Annotated in this window: 24 protein-coding genes; 16 read left to right on the top strand and 8 right to left on the bottom strand. The window is 63.9% G+C overall.

The features are described 5' to 3' along the window. Positions 1-11: 11 nt before the first annotated feature. Positions 12-1,673, bottom strand: a complete 1,662-nt coding sequence (locus tag ACFOKF_RS01885; protein WP_380792635.1) for an NAD+ synthase — start codon at positions 1,671-1,673, stop codon at positions 12-14. A gap of 118 nt (positions 1,674-1,791) precedes the next feature. Here ACFOKF_RS01885 and ACFOKF_RS01880 point away from each other — a divergent pair, with 118 nt between their 5' ends. Genes ACFOKF_RS01880 through ACFOKF_RS01870 form a run of 3 tightly spaced genes read left to right on the top strand, consistent with a single transcriptional unit; the run spans position 1,792 to position 4,503 of the window. Then, positions 1,792-2,727, top strand: a complete 936-nt coding sequence (locus ACFOKF_RS01880) for a ribose-phosphate pyrophosphokinase (protein ID WP_380792632.1) — start codon at positions 1,792-1,794, stop codon at positions 2,725-2,727. Positions 2,728-2,734: 7 nt separating this feature from the next. After that, on the top strand, positions 2,735-4,030 hold the full coding sequence (locus ACFOKF_RS01875) for an SDR family oxidoreductase (protein WP_380792629.1): 1,296 nt from the start codon (positions 2,735-2,737) through the stop codon (positions 4,028-4,030). Further along, positions 4,027-4,503: a DUF2269 family protein gene (locus ACFOKF_RS01870; protein ID WP_380792627.1), complete on the top strand. Its 477-nt coding sequence runs from the start codon at positions 4,027-4,029 to the stop codon at positions 4,501-4,503. The genes ACFOKF_RS01875 and ACFOKF_RS01870 overlap by 4 nt, the downstream gene beginning before the upstream one ends. Before the next feature lie 6 nt (positions 4,504-4,509). Here the strand turns inward: ACFOKF_RS01870 and ACFOKF_RS01865 are convergent, their stop codons facing one another. Next, positions 4,510-4,746 carry a hypothetical protein gene (locus ACFOKF_RS01865; RefSeq protein WP_380792624.1) on the bottom strand — a complete coding sequence of 79 codons (237 nt, stop codon included), beginning with the start codon at positions 4,744-4,746 and terminating at the stop codon, positions 4,510-4,512. A gap of 48 nt (positions 4,747-4,794) precedes the next feature. Next, positions 4,795-5,223, bottom strand: coding sequence for a VOC family protein (locus ACFOKF_RS01860; RefSeq protein ID WP_380792621.1), 429 nt, complete (start codon positions 5,221-5,223; stop codon positions 4,795-4,797). A 71-nt stretch (positions 5,224-5,294) separates the two neighbouring features. Between ACFOKF_RS01860 and ACFOKF_RS01855 the strand changes: the two genes are divergently transcribed. Together ACFOKF_RS01855 and ACFOKF_RS01850 are read left to right on the top strand one after the other, a co-directional pair. Beyond that, positions 5,295-6,116, top strand: coding sequence for an inositol monophosphatase family protein (locus ACFOKF_RS01855; RefSeq protein ID WP_380792618.1), 822 nt, complete (start codon positions 5,295-5,297; stop codon positions 6,114-6,116). 33 nt (positions 6,117-6,149) lie between these two features. Continuing rightward, positions 6,150-6,536 carry a hypothetical protein gene (locus tag ACFOKF_RS01850; RefSeq protein ID WP_380792615.1) on the top strand — a complete coding sequence of 129 codons (387 nt, stop codon included), beginning with the start codon at positions 6,150-6,152 and terminating at the stop codon, positions 6,534-6,536. Positions 6,537-6,545: 9 nt separating this feature from the next. Here the strand turns inward: ACFOKF_RS01850 and ACFOKF_RS01845 are convergent, their stop codons facing one another. Further along, positions 6,546-6,959 (bottom strand): VOC family protein, encoded by a 414-nt coding sequence (locus ACFOKF_RS01845; protein WP_380792613.1) that lies wholly within the window; start codon positions 6,957-6,959, stop codon positions 6,546-6,548. Between the two features lie 206 nt (positions 6,960-7,165). Here ACFOKF_RS01845 and rpmI point away from each other — a divergent pair, with 206 nt between their 5' ends. From rpmI to ACFOKF_RS01830, 3 genes are all read left to right on the top strand, one after another. Beyond that, positions 7,166-7,369, top strand: a complete 204-nt coding sequence (gene rpmI / locus ACFOKF_RS01840) for a 50S ribosomal protein L35 (RefSeq protein WP_009823219.1) — start codon at positions 7,166-7,168, stop codon at positions 7,367-7,369. 13 nt (positions 7,370-7,382) lie between these two features. Continuing rightward, positions 7,383-7,745, top strand: coding sequence for a 50S ribosomal protein L20 (gene rplT, locus ACFOKF_RS01835; RefSeq protein ID WP_056690489.1), 363 nt, complete (start codon positions 7,383-7,385; stop codon positions 7,743-7,745). 197 nt (positions 7,746-7,942) lie between these two features. Then, positions 7,943-8,560, top strand: a complete 618-nt coding sequence (locus ACFOKF_RS01830; protein WP_380792609.1) for a LysE family translocator — start codon at positions 7,943-7,945, stop codon at positions 8,558-8,560. A gap of 394 nt (positions 8,561-8,954) precedes the next feature. Here the strand turns inward: ACFOKF_RS01830 and pspF are convergent, their stop codons facing one another. Next, the gene (pspF, locus tag ACFOKF_RS01825) at positions 8,955-9,980 is read right to left on the bottom strand and encodes a phage shock protein operon transcriptional activator (RefSeq protein ID WP_380792606.1); all 1,026 of its coding nucleotides are present in this window, start codon (positions 9,978-9,980) and stop codon (positions 8,955-8,957) included. 185 nt (positions 9,981-10,165) lie between these two features. Between pspF and ACFOKF_RS01820 the strand changes: the two genes are divergently transcribed. The 8 genes from ACFOKF_RS01820 (at position 10,166) to ACFOKF_RS01785 (ending at position 12,991) form a co-directional block, all read left to right on the top strand. Further along, a complete protein-coding gene (locus ACFOKF_RS01820) occupies positions 10,166-10,339 on the top strand; it encodes a hypothetical protein (protein ID WP_298399922.1) in 174 nt (57 codons plus the stop codon). An 86-nt stretch (positions 10,340-10,425) separates the two neighbouring features. Continuing rightward, positions 10,426-11,094, top strand: a complete 669-nt coding sequence (gene pspA, locus ACFOKF_RS01815; protein ID WP_298399923.1) for a phage shock protein PspA — start codon at positions 10,426-10,428, stop codon at positions 11,092-11,094. Between the two features lie 4 nt (positions 11,095-11,098). Continuing rightward, positions 11,099-11,368, top strand: coding sequence for an envelope stress response membrane protein PspB (gene pspB / locus ACFOKF_RS01810; RefSeq protein WP_298399924.1), 270 nt, complete (start codon positions 11,099-11,101; stop codon positions 11,366-11,368). 1 nt (position 11,369) lies between these two features. Continuing rightward, positions 11,370-11,750 carry an envelope stress response membrane protein PspC gene (gene pspC / locus ACFOKF_RS01805; protein ID WP_298399925.1) on the top strand — a complete coding sequence of 127 codons (381 nt, stop codon included), beginning with the start codon at positions 11,370-11,372 and terminating at the stop codon, positions 11,748-11,750. A gap of 36 nt (positions 11,751-11,786) precedes the next feature. Next, entirely contained in the window at positions 11,787-12,077 is a 291-nt protein-coding gene (locus ACFOKF_RS01800) for a hypothetical protein (protein ID WP_380792601.1), read from the top strand. A gap of 28 nt (positions 12,078-12,105) precedes the next feature. Further along, positions 12,106-12,417 (top strand): hypothetical protein, encoded by a 312-nt coding sequence (locus ACFOKF_RS01795; RefSeq protein ID WP_380797610.1) that lies wholly within the window; start codon positions 12,106-12,108, stop codon positions 12,415-12,417. Between the two features lie 54 nt (positions 12,418-12,471). After that, positions 12,472-12,723 (top strand): hypothetical protein, encoded by a 252-nt coding sequence (locus ACFOKF_RS01790; protein ID WP_298399928.1) that lies wholly within the window; start codon positions 12,472-12,474, stop codon positions 12,721-12,723. A 28-nt stretch (positions 12,724-12,751) separates the two neighbouring features. Then, a complete protein-coding gene (locus tag ACFOKF_RS01785) occupies positions 12,752-12,991 on the top strand; it encodes a hypothetical protein (RefSeq protein WP_380792598.1) in 240 nt (79 codons plus the stop codon). A 92-nt stretch (positions 12,992-13,083) separates the two neighbouring features. On the opposite strand, the gene pheT is transcribed toward ACFOKF_RS01785, so the two are convergent. The 3 genes from pheT to ACFOKF_RS01770 all read right to left on the bottom strand — a co-directional run bounded on the left by pheT (position 13,084) and on the right by ACFOKF_RS01770 (position 17,696). Beyond that, positions 13,084-15,501, bottom strand: coding sequence for a phenylalanine--tRNA ligase subunit beta (pheT, locus tag ACFOKF_RS01780; RefSeq protein WP_380792595.1), 2,418 nt, complete (start codon positions 15,499-15,501; stop codon positions 13,084-13,086). Next, a complete protein-coding gene (gene pheS, locus ACFOKF_RS01775) occupies positions 15,498-16,589 on the bottom strand; it encodes a phenylalanine--tRNA ligase subunit alpha (RefSeq protein ID WP_380792592.1) in 1,092 nt (363 codons plus the stop codon). Before pheS ends, pheT begins: the two co-directional genes overlap by 4 nt. Positions 16,590-16,817: 228 nt before the next feature. Continuing rightward, on the bottom strand, positions 16,818-17,696 hold the full coding sequence (locus ACFOKF_RS01770) for a 3-hydroxybutyryl-CoA dehydrogenase (protein ID WP_380792589.1): 879 nt from the start codon (positions 17,694-17,696) through the stop codon (positions 16,818-16,820). Positions 17,697-17,799 lie beyond the last annotated feature (103 nt).

The following is a 17,799-nucleotide window of genomic DNA, read 5'->3' as shown; positions in this document are numbered from 1 at the left end:
CTTCGTCCGCTTTATATCGAGCGGAAGCCGTTGGTGATCGGATAGCGGCGATCGCGGCCGAAATTGCGGATGCCCAGCTTCACGCCGGGCGGCGACTGGCGGCGTTTATATTCGGCGATGTAGAGAAGGCGTTCGATCCGGGCGACCGTCTCCTTCTCGAACCCGCGCTCGACCAGTTGATCGACCGACAATTCCTCCTCAACCAGACCGTAAAGGATCGGGTCCAGCACCTCATAGGGCGGCAGGCTGTCGTCATCACGCTGATTGTCGCGCAGTTCGGCGCTGGGCGGCTTGGTGATGACCCGTTCGGGCATCACCGGGCCGGCCGGGCCAAAGGCTTCGCCGAGCGACGGGACATTGTCGTTCCGCCAGCGGCAGAGGTCGAACACCGTGGTCTTGTAGGCGTCCTTCAGCACCGAATAGCCGCCCGCCATGTCGCCATAAATAGTGGCGTAGCCGACCGACATCTCGCTCTTGTTGCCGGTGGTCAGCAGCATATGGCCATATTTGTTGGAGATGCCCATCAGCGTCACGCCGCGAATGCGCGACTGGATATTCTCTTCGGTCAGGTCGCGGCTGCGGCCTTCGAAGACGGGGCCGAGCATGGTGTCGAAGGCAGCGACGGCCGGTTCGATCGGAATGGTGTCGTAGCGGACGCCCAGCAGGCGCGCGCATTCGACCGCATCGTCGAGGCTCTCCTGCGACGTGAAGCGCGAGGGCATCATCACGCACCAGACCCGGTCCGCGCCCAGCGCATCGACGGCGACGGCAGCCGAGAGCGCAGAATCGATGCCGCCCGACAGGCCCAGCACCACGCCGGGGAAGCGGTTGCGGTTCACATAATCGCGCAGGCCCAGCACCATGGCATTATAGATGTCAGCCGGGCGCGGATCGAGATCATGTTTCTCCCCGGGCAGGCAGACCCACTGGCCGTCCCATTTCTCCCATGTCGTCAGCACCAGCGATTCTTCCCAATCGGGGAGTTGCTGCGCCAGAGTGAGGTCGCCGTTCATCACGAAGGAGGCACCGTCGAACACCAGTTCGTCCTGCCCGCCGACGCGGTTGAGATAGACGAGCGGCAGGCCGGTTTCGCGCACGCGTGTGCCCGCGACCATGTTCAGCCGGCGATCATCCTTGTCGACTTCGAACGGGCTGCCATTGGGGCTGATCAGGATTTCCGCGCCTTCGCTGCGCAGATGCGCAGTGACGAAGGGGAACCAGATGTCCTCGCAAATCGGCACGCCGATCTTCACGCCCTTGAACAGGATCGGCGCAGGCAGCGGGCCGGGGGCGAACAGCCGCTTTTCATCGAAGGTGCCGTAATTGGGCAGTTCGCGCTTCTGGCGGATCGCGGTGACGGCGCCATTTTCCAGCAGGGCGACGACGTTGAACAGAACGCCTTGCGAAGCGACCACGGTGCCGACCAGCATCGCCGGGCCGCCATCGGCCGTTTCCTGCGCCATCCGGTCCAGATGATAATTGGCCTGATCGACCAGAGCGGGCTTGAGCACCAGATCTTCGGGCGGATAGCCGATCAGTTGCAGTTCGGGATAGACGATCAGGTCGGCGCCCTTGGCCCGCGCGCGCCATTCCAGCATGGCGTCGGCATTGGCTTTAGGGTCGCCCATATATTGGGACATCTGCGCGAGCGCGATCACGAGTTTGTCGGTCATGCGCGCGCCGTAGAGCATTTTGTCGCAGGGCGCAAAAGCGCCTTTCCACATGCGCCATGCGCCGCTAAAGGGGCCGCGCTTCGCGCATCGTCATCCATCTGTCACAGGGGTTTTCATCATGAAACTCATGACCGGCAATTCCAACAAGCCGCTTGCGGCCGCCATCGCCGACTATATTGAAATCCCCCTGACAGACGCTAGCGTCCGTCGTTTCGCCGACGAAGAAGTTTTCGTTGAAATTCATGAGAATGTCCGTGGCGAGGACGTGTTCGTGATCCAGTCGACGGCCTATCCGACCAACGACAACCTCATGGAATTGCTGATCATGATCGATGCGCTGAAGCGCGCGTCGGCCAAGCGAATCACGGCGGTCGTCCCCTATTTCGGCTATGCCCGCCAGGACCGGAAGCCCGGCCCGCGCACGCCGATCAGCGCCAAGCTGGTCGCCAACCTGATCACCACGGCAGGCGCCGACCGCGTCCTTTCGGTCGACCTGCACGCCGGTCAGATTCAGGGCTTTTTCGACATTCCGACCGACAATCTGTTCGGCGCCCCGGTGATGTCGGCCGACATTCAGGCCCGCTTCGGCGATCGCAACATCATGGTCGTGTCGCCCGACGTGGGCGGCGTGGTCCGAGCGCGTGCGCTCGCCAAGCGGCTCGATAACGCCCCGCTCGCCATCGTCGACAAGCGCCGTGAGCGCGCCGGCGAATCCGAGGTGATGAACATCATCGGCGACGTGAAAGGCCGTTTCTGCATCCTGATCGACGACATTGTCGATTCGGCGGGCACGCTGTGCAACGCCGCCAGCGCGCTGAAGGCCGCCGGCGCCGAGGAAGTCATCGCCTATGTCAGCCATGGCGTGCTGTCGGGCGGCGCGGTGGCGCGCGTCGAGGCATCGGAACTGCTGGAACTGGTCATTACCGACTCCATCCAGGGCACCGATGCGGTGAACGGCGCCCAGCGCATCCGCCATCTGCCCATCGCTCCCCTGCTGGGCGAAGCGATCAAGCGCATCGCAGACGAAAGCTCCGTTTCCAGCCTGTTTGATTGATCCGCATATGCGCGTGCTGCTGATCGGAGCCTATGGCTTCATCGGCAGCGGCGTTGCGCGCGCATTGATGGCTGCCGGCCATGAGGTGCGAGGCGTGGGCCGATCCAGGCGGGCTGCGCTGCGGATTTTCCCGGATCTCCGCTGGCATTTTGCCGATCTGAACCACATGACGCGCCCCGCAGACTGGGCGGAAGCGCTGCAAGGCATCGACGCCGTGGTCAATGCCAGCGGCGCGCTCCAGAGCGGAGGCGGAGACAGGCTGGATGCTATCCAGGGCGACAGCATCCGCGCGCTGATCGCAGCATGCGAGACGCGGGGCATCGCCCGCTTCGTCCAGATTTCCGCGCCCGGCGCGCTGACGGCTGATCCCAGCGCCTTCCTGTCCACCAAGGCATTGGCCGACGACCGACTGCGCGGATCTACGCTGCATTGGGCGATCCTGCGCCCCGGCCTGGTCATCGGCCGTAACGCCTATGGCGGCACATTGCTGCTGCGTGCGCTGGCGGCCATGCCGCTCCGGCTATTCGCGGTGCGCGCCAATAGTCGGATACAGAGTGTCGCGCTGGAAGATGTGGCAGACGCGGTCTTGCAGTGCCTGTCCGCCGATGCCCCCAAGGGCGTTGATACTGACCTGGTCGAACGGGAGGCGGCGACGCTGGGCGACCTGATCATCGCGCACCGGCGTTGGCTGGGCATCACGCCGGCACCATTGATTGCCCTGCCAGCAGAAATCGCCGCTCCCATCAGCGCCATAGCCGACCTGCTCGGTCATCTGGGCTGGCGATCGCCACTCCGCAGCACGGCAATGGCGATGATCGCACGCAATGTGCGTGGCGACGCCACAGGCGGCGAGCAATTGCTTGGCCGGCCGCTATTGACGTTGAACCAGATACTTTCCCGTCATCCGGCCGGATTGCAGGATCGCTGGCAGGCGCGACTGGTGCTGCTGACCCCCTTCATCATCGGCGCGCTGGCGCTGCTTTTCCTGCTGTCGGGCGTCACCAGCCTGATGCAGATCGATAAGGTGGCGGCGCAACTGAACGGCACCATCGTCGCAGGCGGCACGGCGCGATGGCTGGGCATTGGCGGCGCGCTAGCCGACATTCTGCTGGGAGCACTCCTATTGATACGTCGGTGGGCACGTTCCGCCGCAATCGGCATGGCGGGCCTGACGATCGGCTATCTGCTGATGGGCAGCTGGCTGCGCCCGGACATGTGGATCGATCCGCTGGCCCCGCTGGCCAAGGCCGGCACCGCGCTGATGTTGGCGCTGGTCGCTCATGCCTTGCTGGAGGAACGATGAGCGATTTCGTCTTGCTGCTGCTGCGCTGGACGCATGTGCTGGGAGCCTGCACTCTGATCGGCACCGGGGCCGGCATCGCCTTCTTCATGCTGATGGCGCATCGGAGCGGCGATGTGCGCGTCATCGCCCATACCGCCCGCATTGTGGTGATCGCCGACATGCTCTTCACCGCCAGCGCGGTGGTGGTGCAGCCTATCACCGGAACCTTGCTGGCTATGGGGCTGGGCTGGCCGCTCGCCACGCCATGGATTGGCGCGTCCATTGGCCTCTATCTGCTGATCGGCGCTTTCTGGCTGCCGGTATTGTGGATGCAGGCGAAGATGCGCGATCTGGCAATGGCGGCCATGGCTGCGGACGAACCACTGCCTGCCACCTATCATCGCCTGTTCCGCTGGTGGTTCGCGTTCGGCTTTCCGGCCTTCGGCGCAATCCTGCTTATCGTCTGGCTGATGCTGGCGCGCCCGGCGCTCTGAAATGCGTCAATGCGCGGGAAACAAGATGATCGGCAGGGCGACGACCAGCGCCAGGCCGGTGACGATGCGCTGACCGCGCGATACGCCCAGCGGCAGGTCGCGCCAGATCATCGGGCAGGCGAGCAGGGCGAAGACGATACACAGGTTGGACAATGTCACCGATCCGCCGATCGGCATGTCCTGTCGCAGTGCGAGACCGCCAAGCATGCAGATGAAGCTTAAAATCCAGCCGAGCAGCGCCATGACCATCCCTTTCTGTCCGCAGGCTAGGACGGCAAGGTTGCCAAAGGCTTAAGCGGGAAATTCCCAAGGATCATAGCTGCCGAAGCTCCAGACATTGCCCTCGGGATCGAGCGCGGTGTAGCCGCGCCCGGGATAGCCCGGATTGTCATGAGGTTCGTCCACCACCACCGCGCCTTCGTTGCGGGCGTGCAGGCAATGGGCATCAGGATCGGGCACCACGACATAGACGGCGGCCGTGACACCGCTGAGGTCGCGGGCGGTGGACCAGGTGTAGAGCGATTCGCTCTCCATATCCTTGACGCTGCCCAGCATCACCATGCCGTCCCCCAGCATCAGCTGGGCATGATGGATGATCGTGGAATCGACGTCGTCTGGATAGACGGCATGGCGGGTGAAACCGAAGGCGGCGCACAGAAAGGCGATGGCGGCGGGCGCATCGGCATAGCGCAGACATGGGATGACAGGCGAACCGGGCATCTTTCCTCTCCCTTGTTGGAATCGGGTACGCCAGTCTAGCCTAGTGCGCGCCGACCGGCTAGGCGAAGGGCATGACGACCCGCGACGATCTGGCCCTTGCCAACCGCCTTGCCGACGCCGCTGGCGCCGCCATCCGCCCCTTTTTTCGTGCGCGCTACGATCTGGAGATCAAGGCGGACAAGTCGCCAGTGACGGAGGCCGATCGTGCCGCCGAAGCCGCGATCCGCGCCATATTGGAAAAGGAGCGGCCCGATGACGGCATCATCGGCGAGGAATATGGATCGGTGCGGACCGATGCCGAACGGGTATGGATTCTCGACCCGATCGACGGGACGCGCAGTTTCATCGCCGGGCGGCCGATCTTCGGCACGCTGATCGCGCTGACGCAGGGCGGGTGGCCGACGATCGGCATCATCGACCAGCCGATCGCGCAGGAACGCTGGGCCGGGATGAGCGGACAGCCGACGACCTTCAACGGCAAGCCGGTGCGCACGCGGGCGTGCCGCGCGCTGGAGGGCGCCGGCATCGCCACCACCAGCCCGCATCTCTTCGCGGAAGGCGACGTATCCCATTATATGGCGCTGGTTGCCGCCGTCTCCGGCGGCGCCCCGCGACAGGGGCCGGTCTATGGCGGGGACTGCTATAATTATGGGCTGCTCTCGTCCGGCTTCCTCGACATCGTCATCGAATCGGGCCTGCAAAGCTATGATTTCGCCGCGCTGGTGCCGGTGGTGGAAGGCGCGGGCGGCCTGATGTGCGACTGGAATGGCGAGCCGCTGACGGCCGACAGCGAAGGCCATGTCCTTGCGCTGGGCGATCCCGCACGACTGGAAGATGTGCTGGAGGCGATTCACGGCGCGGGGCATGATCATGGGCATGATCATCACCATTGAGGCGTCCATCAGGTCATCAATAGGCGGTAGCCAATGTTCATCCGGTTCGTAATTGGTGCATTGGATGAAGACTCTGGCCGTCGCCAGGGGCTATTTCAGGCTGGCGAAGCGTTGATGGCGAGCGGCAGAATGGGTTCCGAAGACTTGGAATATCTGGAAGGTTTGTACGCCTGGTTCAAGACGCACTTGCCCGTTCCAAACCGCTTCTCCATTTCTTCAAAGCCTCATGCGAAAGCACTCGCCCTAAGCTGGTTTCGCGACACCGCTGTCGAACAGATTGAACAAATCCGAGAATATCAGCGCATTCTGGAAAATTACGGCCTGTCCGTCACGATGCTTCGCACCAAGCGCCCGGGCTATATTGTGTTTCAAGACACATTTCAGATCGTGGCGCACCCCTTCGCAGACACGCCTTGCTGAATGATCATATTAGCCCGTCATCGGCCCGCCGATCGACCAGACATGGCCGAAGGGGTCGGTCAGCTGGCCGTAACGCTGACCCCAGAATTGATTGTCGAGCGGGAAGCGGATGGTCGCGCCTGCCTCCAGCGCCCTGCTCCACGCCGCATCGGCGTCGTCTGTTTCCAGATGCAGCGTGACCGCTGCGGGGACCGCCGCCGGCGCGCCGCCGCACATTTCGGGGAAATGGTCGTTCAGCATCAACGCGCCGCCATGGATGGTGAGGTGCGCGTGCATGATGCGGGCGCCGTCTTCCTCCAGATGGCGGCTTTGTTCGGTCGCGCCGAATGCGGCCTTGTAAAAATCGATGGCGTCGGCGGCCTTGCCATCGCCGATGGTGAGATGCGGGGTGACGCCCGGCATGCTGGATACTGTATCGCTCATTGATCTTCTTCCTGATCCCCGAGTCGTGGACAAGGCAGGATAGAATGGCGCGCGCCCGGTCAGAAGAGGCGTTTATCGCGCCGAATCGCTTGCCTTTTGCGGCGCAGCCCACTAAGGGCCGCCCTTCGCGATATTCGGTAAGACCGCCCGGCTAACTAGGGCTGCCGTGGCTGTCTGTAATCGTCGCGCTGAACAAGGAGACGAAAATGCCCAAGATGAAGACCAAGAGCGGTGTGAAGAAGCGCTTCAAGTTCACCGCTACCGGCAAGGTCAAGCACGGCGTCGCTGGCAAGCGTCACCGCCTGATCAGCCATAACGCCAAATATATTCGCCAGAACCGCGGCACCAGCGTGCTGTCGGATTCGGATGCCGGTCACGTGCGCCTGTGGGCGCCGTACGGCCTGAAGTAAGGAGGCCTGACCCATGGCACGTGTCAAGCGTGGTGTAACCACGAAGGCGAAGCATAAGCGGATTCTGGATCAGGCGAAGGGCTATTATGGCCGTCGCAAGAATACGATCCGTGTCGCCCGTCAGGCTGTCGAAAAGGCCGGTCAATATGCGTATCGCGACCGTAAGGTTAAGAAGCGCACCTTCCGCGGCCTGTGGATTCAGCGCATCAACGCGGGTGTCCGCGCTGAAGGCCTGACCTATTCGCAGTTCATGCATGGCCTGAAGCTGGCCGGTGTCGAACTGGACCGCAAGGTTCTGGCCGACATTGCGATGCACGAAGGCGAAGCGTTCAGCGCCATCATCGCCCAGGCGAAGGCTGCGCTGCCCGCAGCCTGACGCTGATCGATCGCAAGATCGTCAAAGGGGCGCCGGGGCAGATGCCTTCGGCGCCCTTTTTGTTTTTCTGCCATTTCGATCCCGTTCGGGCTGAGCTTGTCGAAGCCCTGCACTTTCTTGAAGAGAAGAGCAGCCCTTCGACAGGCTCAGGGCGAACGGAATGTCTTTGTGAGCCTGCGACTTGAGGGGCCAATCCCATGTCGCTGCATCTCTGGTGGATTTACGTCACGGCGGTTTTCCTGATTTCGGCCACGCCGGGGCCGAACATGCTGCATGTGATGACGCAGAGCATCGCCCATGGCCCGCGCAAGGCGCTGAGCACGATGGCGGGACTGATGAGCGCGGTGCTGCTGTGCCTGATTGCCTCCGCACTGGGGCTGGGGGCGCTGCTGAAAGCGTCGCCGCGCCTGTTCGACGTGCTGCGCTATGCCGGCGTCGCCTATTTGCTCTGGCTGGGGATCAAGGCGTGGCGGGCGCCGGTGGGCGGTGACGCGGCGAGCGCGACCAACGCCCGGTCCGCCCGCGCCCTTTATGGCGCCGGCCTGCTGACCGGCCTGGCCAATCCCAAGCTGATCATCTTTGCCGCCGCCCTTTTCCCCCAGTTCATCGATCTGGAGCGCCCCTTCTGGCTGCAACTGTCGATCCTGATCGCTAGCTTCGTGGTGATCGAGAGCTTCTGGTATGGCGTCTATGCGCTGGGCGGCGCACGGCTGGCCCGCTGGCTGGCGCCGACCAACCGGCAGAGGCTGTTCAATCGCGGCACCGGCCTGCTGTTCATCGGCTTTGGCGGGGCGCTGCTGGGCGCGCGGGCCTAGAGCATAATCCGTTCATACTGAATCCGCCCCATCAAATGCCGGGACTAAACACTTAGAACCCGCCCTTCCGCTTGCAGCGATCCCTCGCTGTGCAGGATTTGGCAGACTCACGGCGAAGGGATCATGCGCAAAGCCTGACAGGCTCGATGCCTCCCAATATTCTGGCCGCATCCCGATCGCCTGGAATCTGGCGATAAAGCGACAAAAGCACCGCAAAATGCATGTGGAATTGTCGCCTTATGTCGCTTTTGCCATGCCAGCATGGCGTGATGTGCCGCGCATCTTTTACCGACAATCGAAAGAACCGGCCACACTATGGGAAAGGTCGATCCTGTAGGACAGACCATCACCAGATCACGCCGCCATGCGGGTCGCCAGCAAGTGTGCGAACCGCCTAACCCGCGCTCAGCCCGTGCTTCTTCATGCAGTGGCGCAACTGGTCGTAGGTGAGGCCCAGCCCCTTGGCGGTGGCGCGCTGGTTGTAGCGGAACCGGTCGAGAGCGGCGCGGATAATCGCCGCCTCATGCGCGTCCACCGCGGCGCGCAGGTCGCTGACGTCGGCATGAGCCGCTGACGGCGCAGCAGCGGCGGCAACCGGCGCATCGCACGGCGCGGTGTCCGCCCTGGGCATCATCGGCCGCGGCTTCCATGGCGAGGCGAAGGGGTCGAAGGTGAGGCGGCTGATCGGCCGCGCCGGTTCATCCCAGCGATACACGGCGCGCTCCACCACATTGCGCAGTTCACGCACATTGCCCGGCCAGCCATAGCCTTCCAGTTCCGCCTGCGTCGCGGCGGCGAAGCCGGGCCATTGCGGCCAGTTGAGTTCGGCCGCCATGCGCCGCCCGAAATGATCGGCCAGCACCGCCACATCCCCTTCGCGCGCGCGCAGCGGCGGCAAGGTGATGACCTCGAAACTCAATCGATCGAGCAGATCGGGTCGAAACCGCCCCGCCTCCGCCGCAGCGGGCAGATCCTCATTGGTCGCCGCGACGATGCGCACATCCACCGTCACCGGCCGCGATGCGCCGATCCGCGTCACCTCCCCATATTCGATCACGCGCAGCAGCCGTTCCTGCGCCGCCATCGACAGCGTGCCAAGTTCGTCCAGAAACAGCGTGCCGCCGTCGGCCTCCTCGAACCGGCCCGGCCGCGCCTTGGTCGCGCCGGTGAAGGCGCCCTGTTCATGGCCGAACAGCTCCGCCTCGATCAAGGTTTCAGGCAGCGCGGCGCAGTTCATGACGATCAGCGGTTCGCCCCAACGCGGCGACAGGCGGTGGAGACGCTCGGCAACCAGTTCCTTGCCGGTGCCGCGTTCGCCGATCACTAGGATCGGGCGGTTGAGTTCGGCCGCGCGCCCCGCCTGCTCGACTGCGTCGAGAAAAGCGAAGCTCTGGCCAACGAACTGCGTATTTTTCTCCATGCGCCAACTTATGGTGAAATTTCCCACCTCTTGGCAAGCAGGATATTGGCATGATGCATCTCAATGAACGGAAAAGGGCGGAAATCCGCCCTTTCTTCAAACTGGCACGCCTTCTGCAAAGCTAAAGGCAATCCGCAACGACATGCGGAACCCACATGAAGGCCAAGGTTCAGGGAGTGCATAATATGGAAAAGACCACCCACAGCGTTCGCGAAATCGGCCAGCTGATGTCGGTCGCCATCGTCGCCGTCCTGTTCGGATCGACCATGATCCTTTCGGCGGTCGGCCCGGCCCGCGCCAGCGAAGCCCCGATCCTCGCGACGCAGGACAGCCCCGCGACCTTGCGCTATCTTGCGTAAGGATCGCATGCCCCCGGCCGGGGCGGGAAGCCCCCTCTCGCCCGCCCCGGCACCTGAAACAAGATACGACCAGGAGTGACGTTAAAATGGGTATTTTCTCCCGCACCCGCGACATCATCGCCGCCAATGTGACCGACCTGCTCGACAAGGCGGAAGACCCCGCGAAGATGATCCGCATGATCATCCTCGAAATGGAGGAAACGCTGGTGGAGGTCCGCGCGTCGGCCGCCCGCACCATCGCCGACCAGAAGGAAATGCGCCGCCACATCGCCAAGCTGACCGCATTGCAGGACAGCTGGACCGAAAAGGCGCAGCTGGCGCTGAGCAAGGATCGCGAAGACCTGGCCAAGGCGGCTCTGGTCGAACGGCAGAAGGCGGCCGACATGGCCGAGCATCTCAATCATGAGATCGAGACGCTGGACGATGCGCTGCGCGCGTCGGAAGAAGACATCGCCAAGCTGCAAGGCAAGCTGCGCGAGGCGCGCACCCGCCAGAACAGCCTGGCCACGCGGATGCAGAGCGCCGAAAACCGCCTGCGGGTGCGCGAAGCCTATGCCGGCGAGAAGGTCAATGACGCCTTTGCCCGTTTCGACATGCTGGAACGCCGCGTGGACATGGCCGAAGGTCGCGCCGATGCGATGAGCCTGGGCAGCCAGCCCAAGACGCTGGAGGAAGAGATTGCCGAGCTGAAGTCCGCAGACAAGGTGGACGCCGAACTCGCCGCTCTGAAGGCCAGCATGAATAAGGGAGTCTGACGCCATGGAAGACGTCTTTCTGCCGATCATGGTCTGCGGCATGCTGTTCATCGGCATGCCCTGGCTGATCTTCCACTATGTCACCAAGTGGAAGCAGGCGCCCAAGATCACCGACGAGGATGAGAAGCTGCTGGACGAACTCCATCTTCTCGCCCGTCGCCTCGAAGAACGGCTCCAGACGGTCGAACGGATCGTCGCCGCCGACAACCCCGATTTCCGCCCGCAGCGCCCGGCCCAGGAGCCGGACGACTATAGCTTTGACCGGAGGAACTGACATGACCGCCCGCCGCACCAAATTCTACCTCGACAAGCAGAATGGCAAATGGATGGGCGTATGCGCCGGCATCGCCGACTATACCGGGATCGACGTGGTCTGGGTGCGGGTCGCCGCGGTGCTGATCACCCTGATGGGCGCATTCCCCTGGACGCTGGTCGCCTATTTCGCCGCCGTCTATTTCGCGGACAACAAGCCGTCGGGCCTCTATGCCGACCGCGACGACCAGAAATTCTGGCAGGGCGTGCGCACCAACCCGACCCGCTCCACCCGCGACGTCCGCTCCAAGTTCCGCGACATTGATCGCCGGCTGGCCGACATCGAAATCTACTATACCAGCCGCAACACGCGCCTGGCCGACGAGATTGACAGCCTGCGCTAAGCCGCGATCCGGGGCAGATAACAGGGAGAGACAATCATGCATTTCGCTGGTCCCACCTTCGTCCTCGCCATCATCGCCATGTCGACGCTGGGCTGGATGTTCACCACATGGATTCGCGCCCGCCATGGCTATCCGGTGGAAAATGAATGGTCGGGCGTCGCTCATCGAACCGACGCCGACGCCGGTCGAAAAATCGACCTCTTATCAAGCGAAAACGAAAAGCTGACGGGCCGTATCAGCCGCCTGGAGGAGCGCATCGCCGTGCTGGAGAGGATCGCCACCGATCCCGCCGCCCGCACTGCGCGCGCCATCGAGGAACTGCGCTGATGCGCGGCCGAGCAAGGGAGTAGAGATGATGTTTCCATTTGAAGCCTTTGCGCCGGTCGCGGCAGGACTGGGCATGCTGGCAATCGGCGGCTGGATTTTCACCACCTGGTTGCGGATCAAGAATGGCTATCCGCTGGAAAATAGCTGGGGGAAGGCGGTCTATCCGCAGAAGAATGAGGAAATGGTCGAGCGCATCAAGCTGCTGAGCCAGGAAAATGCCCAGCTGCGCGCCGAAATCGGATCGATGAAGGATCGGCTGGCCGTGGTCGAACGCATCGTCACCGACGAAAGCCATCAGCTCAATCGCGAAATCGAACGGCTGCGCAGCCCCGCCAACTGACACCCTTTCGGGAAAATCAGGGCCGGCCAGCGCGCCATCAGGGAGTGAGAGATTATGAACCCGTTTGAAATGGTCGTCGCCATCGTCGCGATCACCGCCATCGCCAGCGTGGTGCGCGCCAAATATGGCGTCGTGCGCCGGGGCAAGGGCGAAGACTTCATCCAGCGCGGCCCGGACCCGGAGGCCGAACGCCTCCGCGCCGAGGTGAAGGCGCTCAAGGATCGCGTGGCTGTGCTGGAACGGCTGGCGACGGACGGCTCCACCGCGCTGGAGCGGGAATTTGAAAAGCTGCGGGACCGCGATTGATCCGGTTTCGCCCGACAGGGAGGCTCTGATGCAAGACCCCTATCTTTACATGACCTTGGCGGCGACCAGCCTGGCCGGTCTGGCCATCATCGCGGTCGCCACACTGCGCGGCTGGAATGGCTGGCTGGAACTCAAGCGCGCCGAACTGGTGCGTTATGGCCAGAGCGACAGCGCGCCGCCGCCCAGCGCCGCCGCGCGGATCGAGGTCGCCGACCTCAAGGAACGCATCCGCAAGCTGGAAGCGATTGCGGCGGGCGTGGATTTGTAATCTGTATGCCGTTCGTTCCGAACGGGCGGAAGATACGAAAAAGGGCGCGGTGTTGATGCACCGCGCCCTTTTTCATGTTCATCGAAGGCGGATCAGCCGCGCAGCGACGCGCCCAGCTTCTGCGCGCCCTTGACCACGGCGGCGCTGATCGCCTCCAGCTCGTCCTGACTGAAGCTCTTGTCGCCCGGCTGGAGCGTCACTTCGATCGCCAGCGACTTATGGCCTTCCTCCACGCCCTGCCCGACGAAGACGTCGAACAGGCGGGCGTCGACGATCGCCTTCTTGTCCGCGCCCTTGACCGCGCGGACCAGCGCGTCGGCCTCGACCGTTTCGGGGACAAGGAAGGCGAAGTCGCGCTTCACCGCCTGTAGCGCGGGCGGCGCATAGGGCGCGCGCATGAAGCCGCTCTTGCGCTTGCCCGGAATGGCGTCGAGGAAGATTTCGCCCGCGACGACCGTGCCGCTCAACCCGAACTGCTTGGCCAGCGACGGGTGCAGTACGCCATATTCGGCCAGCACCGCCTTTGGCCCCAAGCGCAGCGTGCCCGATTGCCCCGGATGATAAGCGGCGGAGGCTTCCCCGAAATTCTGGAGATTGGCGACCGGCGCACCGGCGGCGGCCAGTAGCGCGATCACTTCGGCCTTGGCGTCGAACGCGTCGAAGAACTGCGCCTTGCCGCTCTGCCAGTTGCGGGCGATCTTTTCACCGGCCAGCACGAAGCCGACGGTGGCGCGTTCGCCCTGCTTGAAATAGCGACGGCCCAGTTCGAACAGACGAACGCTGGTGGCGCTGCGATCGACATTGCGCTTCGTCGCCGACAGCAGGCCGGGCAGCAGCGAAGGCCGCATGACCTTCAGATCCTCCGAGATCGGATTGGCCAGCGTCCAGTCGCCCCCGCCCACGGCAGCGGCTTCCTTTTCGGACAGAAAGGACCAGTTGATCGCTTCGGCCAGCCCCCGCGCGGCAGCGGTGCGGCGCACGCGGCGCTCCACCAGCTGTTCGGGCGTCGCGGTCGGGCGGGCGACGCCCGGCACGCGCGGCAAGGGGGTGGAGGGCACATGGTCGAGACCGACGATGCGCACCACTTCCTCGACAATGTCGGGCCAGCTGTCGACGTCACGGCGCCAGCTCGGCACGGTGATGGTCCAGCTGGCGGGGACAGAGACGGGCATGCCGTCCTGATATTCAACGCCGCCGCCGGTTGCGCTGACGACGAAGCCCAGACTTTCGAGGATGCGCTGCTGTTCATCAGCGGGCACATCCACGCCCGCCAGCGACAGGCACTGGTCGGGGGTATAGGCCACCATCTTCGGCGTGGAGGGCGGCGTGCCGGCGCGGGTGGCCTCGCTGGGGGTGCCGCCGCACAGGGTCATGACCAGACTGGTGGCGATCGACAGGCCATCGTCCAGGAAAGCGGGATCGACGCCGCGTTCGAACCGGCCACGCGCGTCCGACGTCAGGGTCAGCTTCTGGCCCGTCACGGCAATACGTTCCGGCGTGAAATAGGCGCATTCGATCAGCACGTCGGTCGTGCCATCCTGCGCGCCCGAATGTTCGCCGCCCATGATGCCGCCAATATCGTGCACGGCTTCGTCATCGGCGATGACGGTCATCGTCTCATCGACGGTGTAGGTCTTGCCGTTCAGCGCCAGCACCTGCTCGCCGGCCTTACCCTTGCGAGCGACGAGGCCACCCTTCAGCGTCGCCATGTCATAGACGTGCAGCGGTCGGCCAAGGTCGAACATGATATAGTTGGTGATGTCCACCAGAGCGCTGATCGGCTTTTGCCCGATCGCCTTCAGCCGGCGGGCCATCCATTCGGGCGACGTGCCGTTGGTGACGCCGCGCACGGTGCGCGCGAAGAAGGCGGGACAGCCATCCGCATCGTCCGTGCGCACATCCGGGCCGGGACCGACGCCCTCGATCTTGGGCGCGATGATGGCGTTGAGCGTGCCCAGGCCAGCGGCGGCGAGATCGCGCGCGATGCCGCGCACGCCCATGCAGTCCTGCCGGTTGGGCGTGATCGACACATCGATGACCGGATCGTTGAGGCCGGCATAATCGGCATAGACCTGCCCGACCGGCGCGTCCTGGGCCAGTTCTATGATCCCGTCATGATCCTCGCCCAGCTCCAGTTCGCGGAAGCTGCACATCATGCCGTTGGATTCGACGCCACGGATCGCGGTTTTCTTCAGCACCATGCCATTGACCGGCACCACCGCGCCTTCCGTGCCGAACACGCCGATCAGGCCAGCGCGCGCATTGGGGGCGCCGCACACGACCTGAAGCGGGTTTCCATCGCCATGATCGACGGTCAGCACCTGCAACTTGTCCGCCTGCGGATGGCGATCGGCGGTCAGCACCCTGGCGATCCTGAACGCGCCCAGCTTTTCGGCCGGGTTTTCGACATCCTCGACCTCCAGCCCGATGGCGTTCAGCGTTTTCAGGATCGTCGCAAGGTCGGCATCGGTGTCGAGATGCGTCTTGAGCCAGCTGAGAGTGAACTTCATGCGCCGACTCCTCCGCTCAGCGTGGGCACATCGAGCGCCGAGAATCCATAATGTTTCAGCCAGCGCAGATCGCCGTCGAAGAAGGCGCGCAAATCATTCATCCCATATTTGAGCATGGCGAGGCGATCGACGCCGGTGCCAAAGGCGAAGCCCTGCCATTCGTCGGGGTCAAGGCCGCACGCCTCGATCACGCGGCGGTTGACCATGCCGCTGCCCAGCACTTCCAGCCAGCCGCCGCCCGGTGCGTCGCCGTCGCCGCCGATCACGCGCTGGCCATTGGTCAGCGTGTAGCCGACGTCCACTTCAACCGAGGGTTCAGTGAAGGGGAAGTAGCTGGGGCGCAGGCGCAGGACGATGTCCTCGCGCTCGAAAAAAGCCTTGAGGAAGGTTTCCAGCGTCCATTTGAGATGGCCAAGGGTGATGCCCTTGTCGATCACCAGCCCTTCAATCTGGTGGAACATCGGCGTGTGGGTCGCATCGGAATCGCTGCGATAAACGCGGCCGGGCGCAATGATGCGGATCGGCGGCTCCTGCGTCATCATCGTACGAATCTGCACCGGCGATGTGTGGGTGCGCAGCAGCATCTTCTTCTGTCCCTCTTCATCGGGGAAATAGAAGGTGTCGTGCATCGCGCGCGCCGGATGGGTTTCGGGAATGTTGAGCGCGGTGAAATTATGCCAGTCGTCCTCGATCTCCGGCCCGGTGGCGACCGAAAAGCCCAGGTCCGCGAAGATTTCGGCCAGTTCGTCCATCACCTGAGACACGGCATGGACGCTGCCCTGCGCACCCGGATCGGCGGGCAAAGTCATGTCGACCTTTTCCGACGCCAGCTTTGCGTCTAGCGCCGCCTGTTCCAGCGCGGCCTTCCGGTCGGCCAGCGCTACGGTCACGCTTTCGCGCAAATCCTGGATCGGCGGGCCTTTTTCCAGCCGCTCGTCGGGCGACATGGCGCCCAGCGTCTTGAGCAGGCCGGTGACGACCCCGCTCTTGCCCATGGCGCCCACGCGGAGCGCTTCCAGCGCGGCCGGCGTGTCGGCGGCGTCGATGTCGGCGATCAGGCCGGCTTTCAGGGCGCTTATTTCGGTCATGCGTTCTGGTCCATCACTCTATCGTCTTTCCATCCGCCGGCATCCGGCCCGACGTGGATCGGCCCCGTTCCACACGCCCGATCCACGGAGGATGCGACAGGTGGTTCGGGCCAGATCCTTACGCCTGACGCCGTAGTCGTTGGGTTGGGCTTCGATCAAGCCGTTTCGACGCGATCGGACCATCTTCCCCGCCCAAACCACGGGGCAGGGAAGCGGAACGCGACCGGATCAGCGCGTGGGCACGGGTTCCGGCCCGCTATAGTCATAGAAGCCCCGGCCGGTCTTGCGGCCATACCAGCCCGCCTCGACATATTTGACCAGCAGCGGCGCAGGGCGATATTTGGGATCGCCAGTGGTGCTGAGGAAGATGTTGAGGATTTCCAGCGCGGTATCGAGCCCGACAAAATCGAGCAGGGTCAGCGGTCCCATCGGGTGGTTGAGGCCCAGCTTGCAGCCCTGATCGATGTCCGTAACGCTGCCCACGCCCTCGCCCAGCACAAACACCGCCTCGTTGAGCATCGGCAGCAGGATGCGGTTCACCACAAAGCCCGGCGCGTCGAAGGCATGGACGGTGGTCTTGCCCAGCTTGCTGGCGAAGGCTTCGACCGTGGCGACCGTTTCCGGGCTGGTGGCAAGGCCGCGAATGACCTCCACCAGCGCCATGACCGGGACCGGATTGAAGAAATGGACGCCCACAAAACGACCGGCATCCGGCGCTGCCTGCGCCAGACGGGTGATGGGAATGGAGGAAGTGTTGGTCGCCAGGATCGCGTCCGCCGCCAGAACCGCGCCGACATTGGCGAAGATGGCGCGCTTGATCTCTTCGCGCTCGGTCGCCGCCTCAATCACCAACTGCGCACCGGCGAGCGGCGCGATGTCGCCCACAGGGGTAATGCGGGCGAGCGTGGCGTCGGCTTCGGCGGCGCTGATCTTTTCCTTTTCCACCGCGCGGGCGAGCAGCTTGGCGATGCCGGCGACGCCCTTTTCGGCGCGGGCCTGGTCGATGTCCGAAAGAATGACGTCAAAGCCAGCCTGCGCCGCGACCTGGGCGATCCCCGCGCCCATCTGCCCCGCGCCAATCACGCCCACCGTGCGAATATCCGTCATGCTTCAAACTCTCCCTCTTGAATCATCGCCTCCCCCATAACCGGCGCTCCTGCCGACGGCCAGTGGCGACGCGCCGGAATATCGCCCGAACGACAAGTTGAGG

The sequence above is a fragment of the Sphingobium rhizovicinum genome, from assembly GCF_042647625.1.
In the GTDB taxonomy this organism is placed as follows: domain Bacteria; phylum Pseudomonadota; class Alphaproteobacteria; order Sphingomonadales; family Sphingomonadaceae; genus Sphingobium; species Sphingobium rhizovicinum.
This window is presented reverse-complemented; position numbering and strand designations above follow the sequence as displayed.